Origin of the sequence: Streptomyces sp. NPDC048603, from assembly GCF_043199475.1 — a bacterium.
Lineage (GTDB): Bacteria > Actinomycetota > Actinomycetes > Streptomycetales > Streptomycetaceae > Streptomyces.
On record NZ_JBICVY010000022.1, the window covers coordinates 26,205 to 47,465 of the forward strand.

Annotated in this window: 21 protein-coding genes; 12 read left to right on the plus strand and 9 right to left on the minus strand. The window is 71.8% G+C overall.

Features of this window, described 5'->3' with window-relative positions:
- Positions 1–6 precede the first annotated feature (6 nt).
- From ACGFQ9_RS36140 to ACGFQ9_RS36150, 3 genes are all read left to right on the plus strand, one after another.
- The gene (locus ACGFQ9_RS36140; RefSeq protein ID WP_393579910.1) at positions 7–597 is read left to right on the plus strand and encodes an N-acetylmuramoyl-L-alanine amidase; all 591 of its coding nucleotides are present in this window, start codon (positions 7–9) and stop codon (positions 595–597) included.
- An 82-nt stretch (positions 598–679) separates the two neighbouring features.
- A complete protein-coding gene (locus tag ACGFQ9_RS36145; RefSeq protein ID WP_393579911.1) occupies positions 680–1,582 on the plus strand; it encodes a 1-aminocyclopropane-1-carboxylate deaminase/D-cysteine desulfhydrase in 903 nt (300 codons plus the stop codon).
- A 1-nt stretch (position 1,583) separates the two neighbouring features.
- The gene (locus tag ACGFQ9_RS36150) at positions 1,584–1,817 is read left to right on the plus strand and encodes a hypothetical protein (RefSeq protein ID WP_393579913.1); all 234 of its coding nucleotides are present in this window, start codon (positions 1,584–1,586) and stop codon (positions 1,815–1,817) included.
- Positions 1,818–1,838: 21 nt separating this feature from the next.
- On the opposite strand, the gene ACGFQ9_RS36155 is transcribed toward ACGFQ9_RS36150, so the two are convergent.
- Positions 1,839–3,437, minus strand: a complete 1,599-nt coding sequence (locus tag ACGFQ9_RS36155) for a Na+/H+ antiporter (RefSeq protein WP_393579914.1) — start codon at positions 3,435–3,437, stop codon at positions 1,839–1,841.
- Between the two features lie 56 nt (positions 3,438–3,493).
- On the opposite strand from ACGFQ9_RS36155, the gene ACGFQ9_RS36160 reads away from it, so the two are divergent.
- The 3 genes from ACGFQ9_RS36160 to ACGFQ9_RS36170 all read left to right on the plus strand — a co-directional run bounded on the left by ACGFQ9_RS36160 (position 3,494) and on the right by ACGFQ9_RS36170 (position 5,313).
- Positions 3,494–3,754: a UBP-type zinc finger domain-containing protein gene (locus ACGFQ9_RS36160; protein ID WP_393579915.1), complete on the plus strand. Its 261-nt coding sequence runs from the start codon at positions 3,494–3,496 to the stop codon at positions 3,752–3,754.
- Between the two features lie 207 nt (positions 3,755–3,961).
- A complete protein-coding gene (locus tag ACGFQ9_RS36165; protein WP_393579917.1) occupies positions 3,962–4,375 on the plus strand; it encodes an anti-sigma regulatory factor in 414 nt (137 codons plus the stop codon).
- Positions 4,372–5,313 (plus strand): RNA polymerase sigma factor SigF, encoded by a 942-nt coding sequence (locus tag ACGFQ9_RS36170; RefSeq protein WP_393579919.1) that lies wholly within the window; start codon positions 4,372–4,374, stop codon positions 5,311–5,313. The genes ACGFQ9_RS36165 and ACGFQ9_RS36170 overlap by 4 nt, the downstream gene beginning before the upstream one ends.
- Before the next feature lie 52 nt (positions 5,314–5,365).
- On the opposite strand, the gene ACGFQ9_RS36175 is transcribed toward ACGFQ9_RS36170, so the two are convergent.
- Entirely contained in the window at positions 5,366–5,791 is a 426-nt protein-coding gene (locus ACGFQ9_RS36175; RefSeq protein WP_393579920.1) for a hypothetical protein, read from the minus strand.
- Between the two features lie 113 nt (positions 5,792–5,904).
- On the opposite strand from ACGFQ9_RS36175, the gene ACGFQ9_RS36180 reads away from it, so the two are divergent.
- The gene (locus tag ACGFQ9_RS36180; RefSeq protein ID WP_393579921.1) at positions 5,905–6,873 is read left to right on the plus strand and encodes a diacylglycerol/lipid kinase family protein; all 969 of its coding nucleotides are present in this window, start codon (positions 5,905–5,907) and stop codon (positions 6,871–6,873) included.
- A gap of 323 nt (positions 6,874–7,196) precedes the next feature.
- Positions 7,197–7,454 (plus strand): WhiB family transcriptional regulator, encoded by a 258-nt coding sequence (locus ACGFQ9_RS36185; protein ID WP_003953983.1) that lies wholly within the window; start codon positions 7,197–7,199, stop codon positions 7,452–7,454.
- Between the two features lie 194 nt (positions 7,455–7,648).
- On the opposite strand, the gene ACGFQ9_RS36190 is transcribed toward ACGFQ9_RS36185, so the two are convergent.
- A complete protein-coding gene (locus ACGFQ9_RS36190) occupies positions 7,649–9,133 on the minus strand; it encodes a sensor histidine kinase (protein WP_393580017.1) in 1,485 nt (494 codons plus the stop codon).
- Between the two features lie 376 nt (positions 9,134–9,509).
- Entirely contained in the window at positions 9,510–10,103 is a 594-nt protein-coding gene (locus ACGFQ9_RS36195; protein WP_393579923.1) for a TetR/AcrR family transcriptional regulator, read from the minus strand.
- Positions 10,104–10,189: 86 nt separating this feature from the next.
- Here ACGFQ9_RS36195 and ACGFQ9_RS36200 point away from each other — a divergent pair, with 86 nt between their 5' ends.
- Together ACGFQ9_RS36200 and nagB are read left to right on the plus strand one after the other, a co-directional pair.
- Positions 10,190–10,951, plus strand: a complete 762-nt coding sequence (locus ACGFQ9_RS36200; protein WP_393579925.1) for an SDR family oxidoreductase — start codon at positions 10,190–10,192, stop codon at positions 10,949–10,951.
- A 167-nt stretch (positions 10,952–11,118) separates the two neighbouring features.
- Complete coding sequence (gene nagB / locus ACGFQ9_RS36205) at positions 11,119–11,904, plus strand: glucosamine-6-phosphate deaminase (RefSeq protein WP_393579926.1); 786 nt, start codon at positions 11,119–11,121, stop codon at positions 11,902–11,904.
- A gap of 52 nt (positions 11,905–11,956) precedes the next feature.
- Here the strand turns inward: nagB and ACGFQ9_RS36210 are convergent, their stop codons facing one another.
- Positions 11,957–13,105, minus strand: coding sequence for an FHA domain-containing protein (locus ACGFQ9_RS36210; protein WP_393579928.1), 1,149 nt, complete (start codon positions 13,103–13,105; stop codon positions 11,957–11,959).
- Between the two features lie 74 nt (positions 13,106–13,179).
- Between ACGFQ9_RS36210 and ACGFQ9_RS36215 the strand changes: the two genes are divergently transcribed.
- Positions 13,180–15,039 carry a serine/threonine-protein kinase gene (locus ACGFQ9_RS36215; protein ID WP_393579929.1) on the plus strand — a complete coding sequence of 620 codons (1,860 nt, stop codon included), beginning with the start codon at positions 13,180–13,182 and terminating at the stop codon, positions 15,037–15,039.
- A gap of 243 nt (positions 15,040–15,282) precedes the next feature.
- On the opposite strand, the gene ACGFQ9_RS36220 is transcribed toward ACGFQ9_RS36215, so the two are convergent.
- The 4 genes from ACGFQ9_RS36220 to ACGFQ9_RS36235 all read right to left on the minus strand — a co-directional run bounded on the left by ACGFQ9_RS36220 (position 15,283) and on the right by ACGFQ9_RS36235 (position 20,117).
- On the minus strand, positions 15,283–16,791 hold the full coding sequence (locus ACGFQ9_RS36220; RefSeq protein WP_393579931.1) for a glycoside hydrolase family 3 protein: 1,509 nt from the start codon (positions 16,789–16,791) through the stop codon (positions 15,283–15,285).
- Between the two features lie 5 nt (positions 16,792–16,796).
- On the minus strand, positions 16,797–17,657 hold the full coding sequence (locus ACGFQ9_RS36225) for a carbohydrate ABC transporter permease (RefSeq protein WP_393579933.1): 861 nt from the start codon (positions 17,655–17,657) through the stop codon (positions 16,797–16,799).
- Complete coding sequence (locus ACGFQ9_RS36230; protein ID WP_393579934.1) at positions 17,654–18,682, minus strand: carbohydrate ABC transporter permease; 1,029 nt, start codon at positions 18,680–18,682, stop codon at positions 17,654–17,656. Before ACGFQ9_RS36230 ends, ACGFQ9_RS36225 begins: the two co-directional genes overlap by 4 nt.
- Positions 18,683–18,833: 151 nt before the next feature.
- Positions 18,834–20,117: an extracellular solute-binding protein gene (locus ACGFQ9_RS36235; protein WP_393579936.1), complete on the minus strand. Its 1,284-nt coding sequence runs from the start codon at positions 20,115–20,117 to the stop codon at positions 18,834–18,836.
- Positions 20,118–20,409: 292 nt separating this feature from the next.
- Between ACGFQ9_RS36235 and ACGFQ9_RS36240 the strand changes: the two genes are divergently transcribed.
- The gene (locus ACGFQ9_RS36240; RefSeq protein ID WP_393580018.1) at positions 20,410–21,174 is read left to right on the plus strand and encodes a GntR family transcriptional regulator; all 765 of its coding nucleotides are present in this window, start codon (positions 20,410–20,412) and stop codon (positions 21,172–21,174) included.
- Positions 21,175–21,261 lie beyond the last annotated feature (87 nt).

The following is a 21,261-nucleotide window of genomic DNA, read 5'->3' on the forward strand; positions in this document are numbered from 1 at the left end:
GCGGCCATGTCCGCACCCATGTCCGCGGAACGGTTCATCACGGCACTGCGCAACGAGGGGCTGACCGTCGTCGAGGTCGGGGCCTGGCGCACACACAACCGCAACCACAAGGGCCCGTGGGGGCCGGTCCACGGTGTGATGATCCACCACACCGTCACGCACGGCACGGCGAGCACCGTCGCGCTGTGCCGTGAGGGCGACTCCCGCCTCCCGGGCCCGCTCTGCCACGGCGTGATCACCAAGGACGGCCGGGTCCACCTGGTCGGCTACGGCCGCGCCAACCACGCGGGCGGCGGCGACCCCGACGTCCTGAACGCGGTGATCGCGGAGCGGGGGCTCCCCCCGGACAACCAGTCCACCACCGACGGCAACCGCCACTTCTACGGCTTCGAGTGCGAGAACCTGGGCAACGGCGAGGACCCCTGGCCCGCCCGCCAGCTCGACGCCATCGCCCGCGCGGCCGCCGCCGTCTGCCGCGTCCACGGCTGGACCTCGCGCTCGGTCATCGGCCACCTCGAATGGCAACCGGGCAAGATCGACCCGAAGGGCTTCACCATGACCTCCATGCGCACCCGTGTGGCGGAACGCCTGAAGTGAACCGAGGGGCGAGGGCCGGCCCCGGCCCTCGCCCCACCCCGCCGGTACGCCGGACAGCGGACGTACGCCGGACAATGGACGGGTGAACCGCTCCGTGGACCTTGACGCGACCCTTCGGGAACGGCCGCCGTCGCCGGTGGTGGAGGCGGTGGACGAACGGTTCGGGCGGTGCGGGGTGGGGCTGCTGCTGAAGCGGGACGATCTCGTGCATCCCGAGCTGCCCGGGAACAAGTGGCGGAAGCTGGCGCCGAACCTGCGGGTGGCCGTGGCGGAGGGGTACCCGGAGCTGCTGACGTTCGGAGGGGCGTACTCCAATCATCTGCGGGCCACCGCGGCCGCCGGGCGGTTGCTCGGGATGCCGACCGTGGGGGTGGTGCGCGGGGAGGAGCTGGCCGGGCGGCCGCTCAACCCCTCGCTCGCGCGGTGCGCGGCCGACGGCATGCGGCTGCACTTCGTCAGCCGGGCGCGGTACCGGGAGAAGGGGGCCCACCCCGGAGGGCTGGCGGGCGAGGCGGGGGCCGCCGGGGCGTACGTGATCCCCGAAGGGGGCAGCAACGCACTCGCCCTGGAGGGGTGCGCCGGGCTGGGGCGGGAACTGGCCGGGGTGGCGGACGTGGCGGCCGTCGCGTGCGGCACCGGCGGGACGCTGGCCGGGCTCGCGGCGGGACTGGGTCCCGGGCAGCGGGCGCTGGGGGTGCCGGTACTCAAGGGCGGCTTCCTCGACGGGGAGATACGTTCCCTCCAGACGGCCGCGTACGGGCGGGTCCTGCCGAACTGGACTCTGGCCGACGGGTTCCACCACGGCGGCTACGCCCGGGTCCCCGCCGGCCTCGACGCCTTCGCCGCCGACTTCGAGCAGCGGCACGGCGTCCCGGTGGAACGGCTGTACGTGGCGAAGCTGCTCTGGGCCCTGCTGCGGCTGGCCGAGGACGGCGCCTTCCCCCGCGGCACCACCCTCGCGGCCGTGGTCACCGGACGCCCCTGAGATGGCGGCGATCGTGTACTTCCGGAAGGTGTCGGAGGACGCCGGGCACGTGCGGTACGCGTTCGGGGCCGAGCCGGGGGCACTCGTACGCCATCTGTCGCTGGAGCGGGCCGGCGGCCGGTCCGCCGCCGAGGACGGGCGGACCGACCACCTCTTCCTCAAGGCGTCACGGAAGATCAACGCGCTTCGGGCGGAGTCCGGCACCTGGCCCGACCACGGCATGAGCGTCAGCTGAGCGGGCGGGCCGGGGCGTGCGCTACGCCGTCTCCTCGCGGTACGCCGCAGCCTCCTCCAGGTCCAGCCGGCGCAGCAGGGCCCGGAGCATCTCGTCGTCGATGCGGCGCTGGTCCCGGAGGGCGACGAAGACCTCGCGTTCCGCCTCGATCATCTCCCGGGCCAGCCGGCGGTAGATCTCGTCCGCCGACTCCCCCGTCACCGGATTGGTCTCCCCCAGCCGTTCCCACACCGCGTTGCGCCGGCGCTCCAGCACGCTGCGCAGCCGGTCCGCCAGCGGTGGCGGGAGGGCGTTGCCGGGGTCGGCGAGCAGTTCCGCCAGCCGCTCCTCCGCCGCCCGCGAGGCCTCGCTCTGCGCCTGCGCCTCGGCCAGCGTCTCCGCCTGCACGTCGCGCTGCGGCAGCCGCAGCGCCCTGATCAGCGGCGGCAGCGTCAGCCCCTGGATCACCAGGGTGAAGATCACCGTGGTGAAGGTGAGGAAGAGGATCAGGTTCCGGTACGGGAAGGGGCTGCCGTCGTCCAGGGCCATCGGAATGGAGAAGGCGATGGCCAGGGACACCACGCCCCGCATGCCCGCCCAGCCCACGATCACCGGCGACTTCCAGTCGGTCCCCGGCTCCCGCTCCCGGATCCGCGCGGACAGCACCCGCGGCAGGAACGTCGCCGGGAAGACCCAGACGAACCGCGCCACCACCACCGCCAGGAACAGCGCGACGGCGTACCAGACCGCCTCTCCGCCCTCGTAGTCCCCGAGCCCCTGCAGCACCACCGGCAGCTGGAGGCCGATCAGCGCGAAGACCACGGACTCCAGGATGAAGGCGACCATCTTCCACACCGCCCCCTCCTGCAGCCGGGTGGCGAAGTCCACCTGCCAGGCCCGGTGGCCCAGGTACAGGGCGACCACGACCACCGCCAGCACCCCGGAGGCGTGCACCCGTTCGGCCGCCGCGTAGGCCACGAAGGGGATCAGGAGGGACAGGGTGTTCTGGAGCAGCGGCTCGCGCAGCCGGGTGCGGAGGTGGTGGATGGGCACCATCAGCACCAGACCGACCCCGACGCCGCCCACCGAGGCCAGCAGGAACTCGCCGAAGCCGCCCGCCCAGCCCGCGCCCTCCCCGATCACCGCCGCCAGAGCGACCTTGTACGCGGTGATCGCGGTGGCGTCGTTCACCAGGGACTCGCCCTGCAGGATGGTCGTGATCCGGTTCGGCAGACCCAGCTTCCGGGCGATCGCGGTCGCGGCCACCGCGTCCGGCGGGGCGATCACCGCGCCCAGGACCAGCGCCGCGGTCAGCGGCAGCCCCGGCACCAGCAGGTACGCCGCATAGCCGACCGCCAGGGTGGCGAACAGGACGTAGCCCACCGACAGCAGCGCGACCGGCCGCAGGTTCGCCCGCAGGTCCAGGTACGAGCTGTCCACCGCGGCCGTGTACAGCAGGGGCGGCAGCACCAGCGGGAGCACGATGTGCGGGTCCAGTTCGTACGCCGGCACGCCGGGGACGTACGACGCGGCCAGTCCGGCGGCGACCAGCAGCAGCGGGGCCGGCACCGGGGTCCGGCGGGCCAGGCCCGCCACCGTGGCACTGAACGCCACCAGTGCCACAAGCGTCAGTACTTCCATCGAAGATCAGCCCTCCGTAGCTCGTCGCGCGCCCCGACCTGCGTAACCTGGCCATCATGAGCGAGTGCCCGCATGTTGCCGAACTGCCGCGCCCCGAGCCCATCCCCCGTGCCCTGACCTGCCCGGAATGCGAAGCCATCGGCAGTCACCCGGTGCAGCTGCGGCTCTGTCTCTGGTGCGGGCACGTGGCGTGCTGCGACTCGTCCCCGCACCGGCACGCGACGGCACATTTCCACCAGACCGGACATCCGGTGATGCGGAGCTACGAGCCCGGCGAGACCTGGCGGTGGTGTTTCGTCGATGCCTCGATCGTCTGAGGTTCGATCGCGCGCGGCGGGGTAGGTCAACCCTCCGCCGGTTCCCCCGATTTGGAACCCGCAGACCCCTAGCCACTGTGCGTACCCATGGGCTTACCATCGGTCACTGGCCGTGGGTGGGGTTGCCACCGGGGGTGCCGCGACACGATCGTCCGGATCGCGATAGCGTCACCGGCGAACAGAGCTCGTACCACCTTGGAGGTGAGGGTGTCCCAGATCGCAGGCGAGCCCGGGACCCAGGACTTCGTGGAAGTCCGGCTGCCGGCCGCGGGTGCCTACCTGTCCGTGCTGCGAACGGCCACGGCCGGCCTCGCGGCGCGCTTGGACTTCACCCTGGACGAGATCGAGGACCTCCGCATCGCGGTGGACGAAGCCTGCGCGATCCTGCTCCAGCAGGCCGTTCCGGGCTCCGTCCTCAGCTGCGTGTTCCGGCTGATCGAGGACTCGCTGGAGGTGACCGTGTCCGCGCCCACCACGGACGGGCGCGCACCCGAGCGCGACACTTTCGCCTGGACGGTCCTGTCGGCGCTGGCCGGCAAGGTCGAGTCCACGGTCGAGGAGGACCGCACGGTCAGCATCAGCCTCTACAAACAGCGCGGCGCGGGACCAGGCGCGGCGTGAGCGGCGGGGAGACCCCGGTGCGGGAGTCCGCCTCCGGCATCCCGGAACAACAGGCCCGGCCGCACCCGGTGGCGGCGGAGGACCTGACGGACGGCCTTGCGGCAGACGGCTTTTTGGACTCGGCGGAGCGACGGGCGGGCCCTGTGAGCGATAACGAGCACGAACACCACGAGGAGCACGATCCGCGCGACCGCAGCGGCGCGCGGGCCCTGTTCCTGGAGCTGCGGGAACTCCCCGAGGGCTCCCCGCAGCGGGCCGAGCTCCGCAACCGGCTGGTGCGGATGCACCTGCCGCTGGTCGAGCACCTGGCGCGGCGGTTCCGCAACCGGGGTGAACCCCTCGACGACCTGACACAGGTCGCCACGATCGGCCTGATCAAGTCGGTGGACCGGTTCGACCCGGACCGCGGGGTCGAGTTCTCGACGTACGCGACCCCGACGGTGGTCGGCGAGATCAAGCGGCACTTCCGGGACAAGGGCTGGGCCGTCCGGGTCCCGCGCCGCCTCCAGGAGCTGCGGCTGTCACTGACCACCGCCACGGCCGAGCTGTCCCAGCAGCACGGCCGCTCCCCCACGGTCCACGAGCTCGCCGAGCGGCTCGGGATCTCGGAGGAGGAGGTGCTGGAGGGGCTGGAATCGGCCAATGCCTACAGCACGCTCTCCCTGGACGTGCCGGACACGGACGACGAGTCGCCGGCGGTGGCGGACACGCTGGGGGCGGAGGACGAGGCGCTGGAGGGCGTCGAGTACCGCGAGTCCCTGAAGCCGCTGCTGGAGGGGCTGCCGCCGCGGGAGAAGCGGATCCTGCTGCTGCGCTTCTTCGGCAACATGACACAGTCGCAGATCGCCCAGGAAGTCGGCATCTCCCAGATGCACGTCTCCCGGCTGCTGGCCCGCACCCTGGCCCAGCTCCGGGACAAGCTGCTCGTCGAGGAGTGACCCGGACCCGCCGGACGCCTCCCGGCGGGTCTCCTCGCAGGCCTGGCGGGGGCTAGCGGGTCTCCTCGCGGGGCCCGATGCCCAGGGCCTCGGTGGCCGTCGGGTTGACCAGCATCACCAGGACGGCCAGCGCGGCCACGGCCAGGGCCACCGCGGCGAACGCCATCGCGCCGCCGGTGGTCCACAGGGTCCAGGCCACCGGCATGGCCATGATCTGGGTGATCAGCGCCGGGCCACGGCTCCAGCGGCGGCCCAGGCGCAGGCCGCGGGCCGCGATCAGCGGCAGCGCGGCGAGCCCGAGCACGGTGAGGCCGCCGGTCTCCGCCTGCTGCGGGGAGTCGGCGTCGCCGGCGATGCCGACGTAGAGGAGATAGACACCGAGGCCGGCCAGCGCGAGGCCCTCCAGCGCGGTGAGCGCCGCGGCGGCGGTCAGCCGGCCGGGCAGGGACGGGGTCGCGGAGGTCTGCTGCGTACTCACCCCAGCAGGGTAGCCGCGCCACCGTGCGGCACCTCGTGGCAGGCCTTGATCGTCGGCGGGCAGGGGGGCGGGCGGTATGGGTGAGCCGACACGGTGTGGGTACTCTGACGCTCATGCGTGCACTTCTCGTGGCCAACCCAGCAGCGACCACCACCAGTGCGCGTACGCGTGACGTCCTGATCCATGCCCTGGCCAGCGAGATGAAGCTGGAGACGGTGACCACCGAGTACCGGGGGCACGCGCGGGACCTCGGCCGGCAGGCGGCCGAGAGCGAGGACATCGAGCTGGTCGTGGCGCTGGGCGGCGACGGCACGGTGAACGAGGTGGTCAACGGCCTGCTGCACGCCGGGCCCGATCCCGAGCGGCTGCCCGGCCTGGCCGTGGTGCCGGGCGGGTCCACGAACGTCTTCGCGCGGGCGCTCGGCCTCCCCAATGACGCGGTCGAGGCGACGGGCGCGCTGCTGGACGCGCTGCGCGAGCGGCGCGAGCGGACGGTGGGACTCGGACTGGCTGACGGCCCGGCGGGTTCGGAGGACCAGGGGGTCCCGCCGCGCTGGTTCACCTTCTGCGCCGGCTTCGGGTTCGACGCGGGCGTCGTCGGGCGGGTCGAGCAGCAGCGGGAGCGCGGCAAGCGTTCGACGCACTCCCTGTACGTGCGACAGCTTCTGCGGCAGTACCTGGAGGAGCCGCACCGGCGGCGCGGCACCGTCACCCTGGAGCGGCCGGGCGCGGACCCGGTGCCGGGTCTGGTGCTGTCGATAGTGTGCAACACCTCACCCTGGACCTTCCTCGGGAACCGGCCGCTGTACGCGTCCCCGCAGGCGTCCTTCGACACCGCACTTGACGTCCTGGCGCTGAACCGTTTGTCAACTTCGGCGGTCGCGCGCTATGCGACGCAGCTCCTGACCTCGACTCCTGAGCGCGGTCCGCGCGGCAAGCATGCGGTGTCCCTGCACGATCTGACCGAGTTCACCTTGCATTCGAAGGTGCCGCTTCCTTTCCAGATGGACGGAGACCACCTCGGTCTGCGCACCAGCGTTCGGTTCACAGGCGTTCGCCGTGCACTGCGTGTGATTGTGTGAGTAGAAGGGGCCATACTCCTTTCACTCGAACGTTTAGACGCCGGTCCACCCCCTAGAAGTACGGCTGTGACCTAGTCGACACCGACGAATCAAAAAAAACTTTCCGGAAGGGGTTGTATCCCCGTCCGAGGTTTGCGAATCTCTACATGGCGATCGGGACGGCCCGCACAACCCGGCCAGCACCCACGAAGACCGCCAGAACCCCTCCACGAATCACGGACCGCCCCGGGAAACTGGGCGTTGGCCCTTCCCTTGCGGGGGGATTCGTGAAAGCGTTCACATTCACAAGCAACCTGTACGCAATACAAGGAGATGGAGCAGCCATGGACTGGCGTCACAACGCCGTTTGCCGCGAGGAAGACCCCGAGCTCTTCTTCCCCATCGGCAACACCGGTCCTGCGCTGCTGCAGATCGAGGAAGCCAAGGCCGTCTGCCGCCGTTGCCCCGTCATGGAGCAGTGCCTGCAGTGGGCGCTCGAGTCCGGCCAGGACTCCGGTGTCTGGGGCGGCCTGAGCGAGGACGAGCGCCGCGCCATGAAGCGCCGCGCCGCCCGCAACCGGGCGCGCAACGCCAGCGCCTGATCATCGACTTTCGAGCCTCGAGCCGCAGCGCGTAGTACCCCGTAGCGATCGGCAACGTGCTCTTGAGCCCCGACCGGGAACCCCGGCCGGGGCTCAGTGCTGTGCGGACACGGCATTGCCCCACACCGGGTTCCGCCACGCTGAGTGACAATCCGGGTGGATACGCTGCGTGACGGCGAAGCCGCCCGCGCCGGCTACTTCTGGGGGCACGCCGGGACGTCGAGCACGACCTTGGTGCCGCGCCCGTCCCCCGGGACCATGTCGAAGCTGCCGCCGAGCTCCCCCTCGACGAGGGTCCGTACGATCTGCAGCCCGAGGTTCCCGGCCTTCTGGGGGTCGAACCCCTCGGGCAGTCCGCGGCCGTCGTCGAGCACCGTGATGAGCAGCCGGGCGTCGTCGCGGCCGGTGCCGCCGCGGGTCGCCGACACCTCGACCGTGCCCCGCTCCCCCGGTGCGAAGGCGTGCTCCAGGGCGTTCTGCAGGATCTCGGTGAGCACCATCGACAGCGGCGTGGCCACTTCGGCGTCCAGGATCCCGAACCGGCCCAGGCGCCGGCAGTCGACCTTCCCGGGCGAGATCTCCGCGACCATCGCGATCACGCGGTCGGCGATGTCGTCGAACTCGACCCGCTCGTCCAGGTTCTGCGAGAGCGTCTCGTGCACGATCGCGATCGAACCGACGCGCCGCACCGCCTCGTTGAGGGCCTCCCGGGCATTGGCCCCGCCGGGGGCGGCCGTGTCCATGCGGCGGGCCTGCAGCCGCAGCAGCGCGGCCACCGTCTGCAGGTTGTTCTTCACCCGGTGGTGGATCTCCCGGATGGTCGCGTCCTTGGTGATCAGTTCACGTTCGCGACGGCGCAGTTCGGTGACGTCCCGGCAGAGCACCAGCGAGCCGATCCGGGTGCCCTTGGGCTTCAGCGGGATCGCGCGGAGCTGGATCACGCCGCCGTTGCCCTCGACCTCGGTCTCCCGCGGCGCCCAGCCGCTGGCGAGCTTGACCAGGGCCTCGTCCACCGGCCCCCGGGACGGGGCGAGTTCGGCGGTGGTGGTGCCGAGGTGCTGGCCGACCAGGTCGGAGGCCAGACCCAGCCGGTGGTAGGCGGAGAGCGCGTTCGGGGACGCGTACGTCACCACGCCCTCGGCGTCCAGCCGCATCAGGCCGTCGCCGACCCGCGGCGAGGCGTCCATGTCGACCTGCTGGCCGGGGAACGGGAAGGCCCCCGCGGCGATCATCTGCGCCAGGTCGGAGGCGGACTGCAGGTAGGTGAGCTCCAGCCGGCTCGGTGTACGCACAGTGAGCAGGTTGGTGTTCCGGGCGATGACCCCGAGTACCCGGCCCTCACGGCGGACCGGGATGGACTCGACCCGCACGGGGACCTCCTCCCGCCACTCCGGGTCGCCCTCGCGTACGATGCGCCCCTCGTCGAGGGCGGCGTCCAGCAGCGGGCGGCGTCCGCGCGGCACCAGGTGGCCGACCATGTCGTCCTGGTAGGAGGTGGGGCCGGTGTTGGGCCGCATCTGGGCGACCGAGACGTAGCGGGTGCCGTCCAGGGTGGGCACCCAGAGGACCAGGTCCGCGAACGACAGGTCGGAGAGCAGCTGCCACTCCGACACCAGCATGTGCAGCCACTCCAGGTCGGTGTCGCTGAGAGCGGTGTGCTGGCGTACGAGGTCGTTCATGGAGGGCACATGTGCGAGCGTACCCGGGTTTCGGACAAGACTTTCCCCACAGGAATACCCATGAGTACGGTGGGCCGCGTAACCTTGGAGGAAGCGACGGTTCGGAATCCGTTTCCGTCGTCGGATGGACAGAGGATATTGGTCTAGTCCACAATCGCCACAGAGCTTCCGTCCTCCCCGCACAGGAGGACGGATCGAGGAAGCCACGCGATCTGCCCTGACCGCGCAGGCACCTCTTGCCGGCCGCAGGAACCGCACACCTGCCGGCCGAAGAACTCCGGGCTACGGTGCCGGACGGGTTGAGGGTCCCGTCCCGGCACCGTGGCCCAGAGGAGTCCACCGGGGAACACCCCGGAGGAACGCGCCAGGGGAGTCCCTACGCCGGCCAGGCGCGGAGCGCCGTCTCGGCCACCGTCTCCAGTTCTGCCCGGGTCGCGCCGTCCCGCGACTGCACGGACATCCCCTGGATCACGGCCCCGCAGTACCGGGCCAGCGCGCGCGCATCGGTGTCCGCCGGCAGCTCCCCGGCGGCGACGTCCGCCCGGATGCGGCTCTCGAAGGCCGCCAGGTTGGCCTCCCGACGGGTCCGCAGCGCCTCCGCCACCTCGTCGGCGGTGGTGTTGACGGCCGCGCTGATCACCAGGCAGCCGGGCGGGTGGGCGGGGTCGGTGTAGATCTCGGCGGCCTCGCGCAGGATGCGCGCGATCGCGGCCCGCGCGGTGGGCTCCTCGGCGAGCGCGACGCTCGCGAAGTCCCCGTAGCGGCCGCCGTAGACCACCACGACCTCGTCGAAGAGCTTGCGCTTGTCGCCGAAGGCCGCGTACAGGCTGGGCGCACCGATGCCCATGGCCTTGGTGAGGTCCGAGATCGAGGTCGCCTCGTAGCCGCGTTCCCAGAAGGCGGTCAGTGCCTTGTCGAGGGCGGCGTCACGATCGAAGGAGCGGGGCCTGCCGCGCTGTCCGGTCACCATGCGCCAATTCTATAGCGTGCGCTAGAAAATCTGGTACGGTCCCCGTCGTCAGGTTCTGTATCGATCGCTACGGAAAGGGGTGCGCCATGGGCGTGCTCGAGGGGAAGACGGCAGTGGTCACCGGCGGCGGCCGGGGCATCGGGCGGGCGGTGTCGCAGCGGCTGGCCCGCGACGGCGCGCTGGTGGCCGTGCACTACGGCAGCAACGAGGCGGCGGCGAAGGAGACCGTGGCGGGCATCGAGGAGGCCGGCGGGCGCGCCTTCGCCCTCCGGGCGGAACTGGGTGTCCCGGGCGACGCGGAGGCGCTCTGGGCGGCGTACGACGCCCACCCGCTGAGCACCGAGGGGGTGGACGTCCTGGTGAACAACGCGGGCTCGGCCGTCTTCGCGGACATCGAGTCGACCGACGAGGAGACCTACGACCGGGCGCACGCGCTCAACGCCAAGGCGCCGTTCTTCGTCATCCGGCACGGGCTGGCCCGATTGAGGGACGGCGGCCGGATCGTGAACGTGACCGGCACCCCGGACATCGCCCTGCCCGCCATCCTCGCCACCATCACCGCCAAGGGCGCGGTCAACGCCCTGACGGTGTCGCTCGCCGCGCAGCTCGCGCCTCGCGGGATCACGGTGAATTCGGTGGGCCCGGGCGTGATCGAGACCGATCTCAACGCGGCCCTCCTGGCCGATCCGGCGATGCGGGCGCACGCGGAGTCGCGCTCGGTGTTCCACCGACTGGGGACCACGGACGAGGTCGCCTCGGTAGTGGCCTTCCTGGCCTCGCCCGACGCGCAGTGGGTGACCGGCCAGCACCTCGCCGCGACCGGCGGCCTCCAGCTCGCCCTGCTCTGACGGCGCGACGGCCGTCCCGGCCTGCCGGGACGGCCGATCGGGACCACGATGGAAGTCGGGCGGAAACGCAGCCGGGAAGGGGGCGGCTCTGCTAGATTGGTCTATACCACACAGCCCACACTCCCCTCGGCTGCGCCGGGGACCCTCTCCAGAACGGCAGGCCCAGCGTGGAAGTTGTCATCGTCCCGGACGCCAAGGCAGGCGGCGAGCTCATCGCGGAGGCCATGGCCGCCCTGGTCCGCCGCAAGCCCGACGCCCTGCTGGGTGTGGCGACCGGCTCGACGCCGCTGCCGATCTACGAAGCCCTGGCCGGGAAGGTCGCGCGCGGCGAGGTCGACGCCTCGCGCGCCCGGATATGCCAGCTCGACGAGTACGTCGGCCTGCCCGCCGGCCACCCCGAGTCCTACCGCGCGGTCGTGCTCCGCGAGGTCGTCGAGCCGCTCGGGCTGACCGAGGCCAGCTTCATGGGCCCCGACGGCTCCGCCGAGGACGTCCAGGCGGCCTGCGACGCCTACGACCGGGCGCTCGCCGAGGCCGGCGGGGTGGACCTCCAGCTGCTCGGCATCGGCACCGACGGGCACATCGGCTTCAACGAGCCCTGCTCCTCGCTCGCCTCCCGCACCCGCATCAAGACGCTGACCGAGCAGACCCGGGTGGACAACGCCCGCTTCTTCGACGACGACATCGACCAGGTGCCGCACCACGTCATCACCCAGGGCATCGGCACCATCCTGGACGCCCGCCACCTGGTGCTGCTCGCCACCGGCGAGGGCAAGGCGGAGGCCGTCGCCCAGACCGTGGAGGGCCCGCTCTCCGCCCTGGTCCCGGCCTCCGCGCTCCAGCTGCACCGGCACGCCACGGTGGTCGTGGACGAGGCCGCGGCCTCCAAGCTGAAGCTGGCCGACTACTTCCGCCACACCTACGCCGCCAAGCCGGCCTGGCAGGGCCTGTAGGCCCTCTCGCCACGCCTCCGGGCCGGTGCCGGCGCACCGGCCCGGAGGCGTATCAGTACCGGGTCGTGGTCGCGCTCGCGCCCGGCGGCCCCGGGCGCAGCGCCGCCGCCTCCGACCGCCAGGCGTCGGCCAGTTCGGCGGGGAAGCGGCGGCCGCTGCGCGTGAGCAGCACACCGGGCGCGAGCTCGGCCTCGTCACCCGGCCGGAACGCCCGGCCCGCGCCCTTGGGCAGCGGCTCCCACGGGCCGAACCGGCCCTTCCGGCCCGCCCGGCGCATCCGCGTGCCGTAGCTGCTGACGTCCCGGATCGACACCGACCCCTGCTCTGCCGACACCGTCACGTGCGTACGGCTGACCCGCGCGGCCACCTCCGGCGCCAGCAGGCTGTGCAGGGCGATGCCCGCCGGCTCCGGCAGCCTGCCGACCGCGACCCCGGCACCCTCGGCGAGGGTGTAGCGGGCCACGCAGGTACCGTCCACCACGGCCTTGAGCTGCGCGGTGCCGCGACGCGGACCGGCGTCCGCCAGGGGCCCGCCGTGCAGCTCGCAGGTCGGCACGCCGCGCCGCATCCGCGGCAGCAGGACCCGGCCGCCCTTCCCGGCGTCGTAGAGCGAGCACCGGGGTTCCGGGCAGCTCCAGGAGCGCATCAGCACCTCAGTGAGCGGGGTGCTCGACGGCCCGAGGAGGCCCTGCTTCTTCAGTGCGTCGAGCTCCATCTTCCGGGAGATCTCCGCCGCCGAACTGACCCCCATGTCCACCGCCGCCAGCGCGACCGTGCCGTCGGAGCGCGGCTCGGGGCGGAGGAACTGCCAGGTGTTCCCCTGGATCCAGGGGTGGGCGAGCCGGTGGTCCACGTACCGGTCCCCCGTGATCACCCGGGTGCCGGTCATCCGTGCCAGCTCCAGGATCCGCCCGTCGGCGTCGCCGACCTCCTCGACCGTCCCTTCGGCCACCCAGCGGCGCAGTCGGCGCACCTCCGCCCGGTCCGCGAACTCGCGCCATCCGCCCAGCAGGCTGGTGTCGGCCACCAGGTACACGGAGACGTCCGGGTCCCGGGTGAGCTCCATCAGGGCGCGCAGCACCAGCCCGAGCCTGCGCAGCGAGCGGGGGCCGCGCGGCCCGATGTCCTTCTGCCTTACGACATTGGAGAGTTCGACCAGATAGTCGGCCCGTTCGGCGGAAACCGCCAGGTGGTGCTCCATGATTCTCCCCGCAACTGGGCGCTCTTGTTCCGTTTCCCCTCGGTAGCGCTCCGTGCAGCTATAGCATCACTTCCGTGACGGGGAGAGATGATCTCATCAACACCACTGGTTCAGGGCCCCGACCGGAGCCACTCGACCCGCAGGACCCGCGCGAGGTGGCCGGCTACCGGCTGCTCGCCCGGATCGGCGAGGGCGGGATGGGCTCGGTCTACCTCTCGCGCACCCGCGGCGGACAGCCGGTCGCGCTGAAGGTGATCCGCCGGGAGTACGCGCAGGACGAGGAGTTCCGGCGCCGCTTCGAGCAGGAGGCGCGGGCCGCCCGGCAGGTGCAGGGCTACCACATCGTGCCGGTGGTCGACCACGACACCGCCGGCCCCCGGCCGTGGCTGGCCACCGCCTACGTCCCCGGGCTGTCGCTGGACGCGGCACTGGCCGGGTACGGGCCGCTGCCGGAGGCCGCCGCGCTCCAGCTCACCGGATGCGCGGCGGAGGCACTGCAGGCAGTGCACAAGGCGGGGGTGATCCACCGCGACCTGAAGCCGAGCAACGTGCTCATCGGCTCGGACGGACCGTGGGTCATCGACTTCGGCATCGCGCGTGCCGCCGACGCCACCCACCTCACCCGCAGCGGCGGCTTCATCGGCACCCCGCAGTACATGTCTCCGGAGCACGCGGGCGGCCTGCCGCTGACCCCCGCGAGCGACGTCTTCTCGCTGGGCCTGATCGCGGCGGTCTGCGCGACCGGGCGGCATCCGTACGGGGACGGCGGCGCGATCACCGTGGCCAACCGGATCGCCAACACCGCGACGCGGCCCCCGGATCTGACCGGATATCCGGAACCGCTCCGGACCGTCCTGACGCACTGCCTGGCCGCCGACCCGCGGGACCGGCCGGGTCCGGCCGAACTGGCCGCCCTGTGCGAGCAGTTCTCCGGGCGGTCGCTGCGGGATTTCGGCAGCTGGCTGCCCGCCCCGCTCGCCTCGGACATCGCCGGGCGGGAGCTGGCGGCGCGGCGGCTGCCCGATCCGCCCGGGGCGGGACCGGCGGCGTACGGGACGACCGTCCCGCCGGGGCACACCCACGGGGCACCCGACGGGGCTCCGCAGCCTGCCGGGAACCCCTACCCCACCGGGGGCGGTTACGGCACCGGCGGCGGATCGGATGCCGGGGCGACGCACCCCCGGCAGCCCGCGGGCCCACCGGTCGGCCCACCCGGCACCGGGCCCCTGCCGCCGTCGGCCGCGCCCGCCCGCCGCAGGGGTCGCACCGTGGTGATCGGGGCCGTGGCGGTGGCCGTGGTGGCAGTGGCCGTGGCGGGCTGGGCCCTGACCCGGAAGGACGGTCCGGACACGGACGCGGGCGGGAACACGGGCGGGCAGCCGGGCGCCGCGGCGCGGCCGCCGTCCTCTTCCGGACCGTCCGCGGCGGGCTCCACCACCCCGTCACCGCCCGCCGCTTCCCCGCCGCAGGCTCCGGCCTCCGGCGGTGCGGCCGCCCCGTCCGCGGGCGCCTCCGGCCGCACGTACAAGGTGCTGTTCGAGAACCGCCCCTTCGCGATGCGCTTCCCGACCACCGGCTACTCCCACGGCGACCTGGACGCCCCGAAGATGGTGCCGTCCGGATCCGACTTCAGCGCGACGGAGCTGATCTACTCCGGCGCGGGAGACGACAGGCAGTTCCGGTTGCTGAAGTTCGAGACCCCGACCGGGCTCAGCGACGGAACCACTCCGGAGCAGTGCGAGAGGGCCGCCGGGGGCAACGCCCTGTCCCAGCAGCTCGACGCGGACGCGATCGAGCGGTACCTGACCCCGGGCGCGCTGCTGTGCACCGTCACCAAGGACGAGAACCTGGCGATGATGAAGATCACGAAGGTGGAGGACAACGGCGGCAAGCCCGACTTCCTCACCGAGCTGACGCTCTGGGACAGGCCCTGACGCACGGGGACGGTCCCTGACGCAACAGCACCGGAGGCCGGGCTTCCCCCTGGGAAGCCCGGCCTCCGGTGTACCCGGTCCGGCATGGTCGGGGACCGGCCGGGGCCGGCGTGCGCGGCGCTGCGCACGTCGGAGTCGAAGAAGGGGCGTCCCGCACGACCGCCTGGTTCCGCGGGACGCCCCGGGGCCCGGACGCTCCCTGCCCGGGGCGTCGGGGCCCGGTCCATGACGCGGGGCCGCTGTTCAGGCCCCGGGGGCCACCCCCGCGATGACCTCGGCCGCGGCGCGGCCGCAGACCCGGGCGGCGCCGTGCGTGGCGATGTACAGGGCTCCGGCCGGTTCGGCCCGGGGCAGGCCCATCTCGACCACCACGGTGTCCGGGCGCGCGGCGACCAGCTCGGCCACGGCCGCCGCCATCCACGGGTGGCGGTGCGCGTCGCGGACCACGGCGACGACCGTGCGGTCCCCGGCCGCGGCGAGGACCTCCGCCGCGACGGCGCCCTCCGGGTAGACCCCGGACGCGGTGTCCGGGACCAGTGCGGCCAGTTCGGCGGCGACGCCCCACGGGGTCTCGTCGCCCACCGCGATGTTCGCGACCGGGGTGAGCGTCGCGACGTAGGGGCGGCGCACGGCGGCCGCGGCGCCGGAGGTGGCCAGGGCGCGGCGGGCCGCGGTGAGGCCGATGGCGGACGCGCCGCTCCCCTCCTGCTGCCGCGCGTCCGCCGGAGCCTGCGTACGGTTGCGCCGGGTCCAGTCGGCGAGGGCCCGGACGCGTGCGGCCGCGTCGGCGAGCCGCTCCGCGGGCAGGGAGCCCTCGCGCACGGCGTCGACCAGGGCGTCCCGCAGCCGCAGCACGGTGGCCTCGTCGGCGAGTCCGCCGCCCACGCAGATCGCGTCGGCGCCGGCCGCGATGGCGAGCACGGAGCCGCGCTCGATCCCGTAGGTCCCGGCGATGGCGTTCATCTCCATGCCGTCGGTGACGATGAGGCCCTCGTAGCCGAGCTCCTTGCGGAGCAGTCCGGTGAGGATCTGCGGGCTGAGGGTGGCGGGCCGGGTCGGGTCCAGGGACGGGACCAGGATGTGCGCGCTCATCACGGCCTTGGTGCCGGCCGCGATGGCCGCCTTGAAGGGCACCAGCTCGCGGGCGTGGAGCGTGTCGAGGCCGGCGTCGATGCGCGGCAGGGCGTGGTGCGAGTCGACGCTGGTGTCGCCGTGGCCGGGGAAGTGCTTGGTGCAGGCGGCCACGCCCGCGGCCTGGAGGCCCTCGACGTACGCGGCGGTGTGGCGGGCCGCGAGGTGGGTGTCGGCACCGAAGGACCGGACACCGATGACCGGGTTGTCCGGGTTGGAGTTGACGTCGGCGGACGGGGCCCAGTTGAGGTTGACCCCGCACTCGGCGAGGCGGCGGCCCAGCTCGTGGGCCACGTCCCGGGTCAGGGCGGTGTCGTCCACCGCGCCGAGTGCGAGGTTGCCGGGGAAGGAGGAGCCGCCGCGCACCTCCAGGCGGGTCACGTCGCCACCTTCCTCGTCGATGGCGACGAGGACGTCCTCGCGCTCGGCGCGCAGCTGCGCGGTGAGCGCGGCGAGCTGCTCGGGCGAGGTGATGTTGCGGCCGAACAGGCCGACCGAGGTGAGGCCTTCGGAGACCCGGCGGAGCAGCCAGCCGGGGGCGGTGGTGCCCTCGAAGCCGGGCTGGAGGACGGCGAGCGCGTCCTGGGTCAGGGTGTCGACGCGGTGCGCAAGGACGGTCATGTGCCTCATCCCTTCACGGCGCCGGCGGTCATCCCGCCGACGGCCTTGCGCTGGAGGAAGACGAAGATCAGCAGGACCGGCAGGGCGAACAGGGTGGAGGCGGCCATGGTGGCGCCCCAGTCGTTGCCGAAGGCGGTCTGGAACTGGGTGAGCCACAGCGGGAGGGTCTGCGCGCTCTTGTCCTTGTTGAGGATCAGGACCATGGCGAACTCGTTCCAGGCGGTGATGAAGCCGAAGAGCGAGGTGGACATCAGGCCCGGGGCGAGCAGCGGGAAGATCACCTTCCGGAAGGCCTGGCCGCGGGTGCAGCCGTCGATCTGGGCGGCCTCCTCCAGGGTGACCGGGACGGCGGCGATGAAGCCGCGCAGGGTCCAGATGGTGAAGGGCAGGACCATCACGAAGTAGATCGCGGTGAGCAACGGGAGGCTGTTCAGCATCTCCGCGTCGCGGGCGATCATGTACATCGCGATGACCATGACCTCCCAGGGGGCCATCTGCGCCATCATCACGCCGAGCACCAGGCCCTTGCGGCCCCTGAACTTCATCCGGGCGATGGCGAAGCTCGCGGCGAGGGCGACGAGCAGCGCCAGCAGCACGGCGGAGACCGTGACGATCAGGCTGTTCTGCACGTAGGTCCAGAACAGCTCGACGCCGGTGGCGGTGCCGAAGTTGTCGAAGGTCGGCGTGAAGACGAAGACCGGGTCCTTGGTGAGGATCTCGCTCGACGGCTTCAGCGCCGAGGAGATCATCCAGTAGACCGGGAAGACGAAGACCACCGCGAGGAGGAGCGCTCCGAGGTTCTTGGCGACCGCGGCGGGCCGGACCGGCTTGCGCTTGCGGAGGGTCTGCTGCGTGTGCGTGCTCAACTCTCGTCCTCCTGCTTGAGGATCAGGCGGAAGTAGAAGGACATGACCACCACGAGCATCACGATCGTCAGGACCGAGATCGCGGCGGCGAGGCCGTAGTGGCCCTGGCTCTGGCCCTCGATGTAGGCGAAGACCGGGAGGGTCTCGGAGGCGCGGTCGGGGCCGCCGGCCCGCATCGCGTAGACCTGGGTGAACACCTTGAAGATCCAGATCACCTCGAGGAAGGTGGTGACCAGGAAGAAGGACCGGAGGTTCGGGAAGACGACCTTCCAGAAGGTCTGCCAGCCGTTGGCGCCGTCCATCTTGGCGGCCTCGTACAGCTCGGCGCCGACGGTCGTCAGGCCGGCGTACATGTTGAGGGCGACGAAGGGGATGGAGCCCCAGACCACCAGGACGGTGATGATCGCCAGGGTGGAGAAGCCGGTCTCGAACCAGTTGTGCTGCTCGTAGCCGGAGAAGCCGAGGGTGCGCATCAGCCAGTTGACGACGCCGAACTGCTCGTCGAACAGCCACTGGAAGACGGTGACCGAGGCGACGATGGGCATCGCCCAGGCCATGACCAGGGCCAGCGACAGGACCAGCCGCATCTTCTTGCCGAGGTGGTTGAGCAGGATGCCGATCAGGCACCCCAGCACCATGGTCAAGGCCACATTGACGGCGGTGAAGGCGAAGGTCCGGACGACCACGGTCCAGAACTGCGAGTCGCCGAGCAGCTCGGTGTAGTTGTCGAACCCGGTGAACGGGGTCTTGCGCTGGATCAGTTCGATCCGGTTGACCCGCTGGAACGACAGCAGGATGTTCTTGAAGAAGGGGTAGAGCAGCAGCCCGGCGAGGCTGATGACGGCCGGCGCGATCAGTGCGTACGGCAGCCAGCCGGACGGGAGCGACTTTCTGCCCCCGCGAGGAGACGGCCGGCTGCCCGGGCCGGGATCGGTCTGCGCCGGCGGCTCGGGCGGCCTTCCGGCGGACTTCTGTGGTGCGTCCTGTGGAGCGCTGGTCGCCGCTCCCTGGGAGTGCACGGTCATGTCGTTGTTTCCTCGCGGTTGACTGTGGCGTCAATGCGCGACCGGGGGTACGGCGAGCGCCGGTGCGCGCCTGCCGCACCCCCGGTGCGTGGTGCTGCTCAGGTGGTGCTGCTGCTCAGGTGGTGCCCTCCGCTGCCGGGGGCGCCGGGTGTTACTTGTTGATGCGGGAGGCGATTTCCTTGTCGGCCGCCTCGCCCGCCTTGGCAGCGTCGTCACCCTTCAGGACCTTGGTCATGAACTCCTTGATGGGGTTCGGCTCGGTCTCGACGTTCGCCCAGCCCGGGGTGATCGGGGTGATCTTGCCGGAGACGGCGCCCTGGGCCATGGCCTCGGCGAAGGAGCCGGCCGGGGCCTGGAAGTTCGCGGCCTCCTGGTTGGGCAGCAGCGCGCCCTTGAGCTCGGCGGCGTACTTGGTCATCTGGTCCTTGCCGGCGGCCAGGGCCAGCCACTCCTTGGCGAGGTCCTTGTTCTTGGAGCGCTCGGCGATGGCGAGGTTGGAGCCGCCGAGGAAGGTGGCGCCCGGCTTGTCCGCGGTCTTGCCGGGGATCGGGAAGTAGCCGAAGTCGGCTTCCTTGCCCGCGTCCTTCAGGGCCTTCTCGGCACCGCCGGCCTCCCAGCCGAGACCGATCCAGGAGGCGACGCCGCCCTTGGGAACGATGTCGGTGGACTGCTGCGGGGTGGCCTCGTCCTTGTCCTTCGGGGCGGTGGAGAACGCCTGGAGCTTCTTGTAGAACTCCATGCCGTTCTTGGCGGCGGGGGTGCCGAGCTGGCCCTTCCACTTGTCGCCGTCCTTGACGGCGAGGTCGCCGCCCTCGTCCCAGATGAAGCCGGCGAGGACGTACCAGCTCTGGCCGGGGAGGTAGATCGGCTGGGTGGCCGGGTCGGCGGCCTTCAGCTTCTCCAGGCCGGCGATCCACTCGTCGCGGGTCTTGGGCGGGGTGACGCCGGCCTTGGCGTAGGCCTTCTTGTCGTAGACGACGACACGGTTGGCGGCGTACCAGGGGGCGGAGTACAGCTTGCCGTCGACCTCGGCGGACGGCAGCATGCCCTTGGACCAGGAGTCGGCGCCGAGCTTGGCTTTGTCGCCGGTGAGGTCGGCGAGGCCTCCGGTGACGGCGTAGCCGGCGGTCTGGGTGTTGCCGAGCTCGATGACGTCCGGCGGGGTGTTCTCGGAGAGGGCGGTGGTGACCTTCTCCTGGATGCCCTTCCACTGCTGGATCTCGACCTTGACCTTGGTGCCCGGGTGCTTGGCCTCGAACTCCTTGTTCACGGCGTCGAGCCACGGCTGGGGAGCGGAGCCGTCCATCACCCAGACGGTGAGCTCCTTGTTGCCGTTCGCGTCGGTCTTGCCCTTGCTGTCGTCCCCGTCGCCACACGCCGCGAGGCCGATCACCATGCCCGCGACACCGACCGCCGCGATGAGCTTGCGCTTCACGCCACCCTCCTCAGGGATGCTGCATTGCACTTCCCTTGCCCGCCGCGATGACATACGCCAAGTGCTGCCTGTGGGGCTGGGATCTGGTTCATGATTGGTTTAGACCAGTACCCGGAGCTTGGCCTAGACCTTTAGGGGTGTCAAGGGTCTAATGAGCGGGTGCTCGGTCCGTTACCGGACCGACACCTGAGGAGGGGCGAGGTCCACCCTCCGGCACGTGTCACGATGTGACAGCGACATATCGGAGGAGCCGGTGACGGCAGCAGAACTGGAGTCGGGAAGGCGGGCGGCGATGGCCACCGAAGGGGCGCTCTCTGAGCCGGACGGCGGAGCGGCCACCCGCACCGCCCGCGTGCCCAAGTACTACCGGCTCAAGCGGCACTTGCTGGAGATGACCGAGACCCTGCCGCCCGGCACCCCGGTGCCGCCGGAGCGCACCCTCGCCGCGGAGTTCGACACCTCGCGGACCACCGTCCGGCAGGCACTGCAGGAGCTGGTGGTCGAGGGGCGGCTGGAACGCATCCAGGGCAAGGGGACATTCGTCGCGAAACCGAAGGTTTCGCAGGCCCTGCAACTCACCTCGTACACCGAGGACATGCGCGCCCAGGGACTGGAGCCGACCTCCCAGCTCCTCGACATCGGCTACGTCACGGCGGACGACACCCTGGCCGGCCTGCTGAAGATCTCCACCGGCGGGCGGGTGCTGCGGATCGAGCGGCTCCGGCTGGCCAGCGGCGAGCCGATGGCCATCGAGACCACCCACCTCTCGGCCAAGCGCTTCCCGGCGCTCCGCCGTTCGCTGGTCAAGTACACGTCCCTGTACACCGCCCTCGCCGAGGTGTACGGCGTCCACCTCGCGGAGGCCGAGGAGACCATCGAGACCTCCCTGGCCACCCCGCGCGAGGCCGGGCTGCTGGGCACCGACGTGGGCCTGCCGATGCTGATGCTGTCCCGGCACTCCTTCGACGCCGACGGCGAACCGGTCGAGTGGGTGCGGTCGGTGTACCGCGGCGACCGGTACAAGTTCGTGGCCCGACTCAAGCGGCCCGCCACCTGATCCCCACCGCTCCTCCACGAACCCTCAACGGACCTCCATGACCGGATTCCGGACAGGGGCTTACGCCGGGCGTGCCGCCCCCCATAG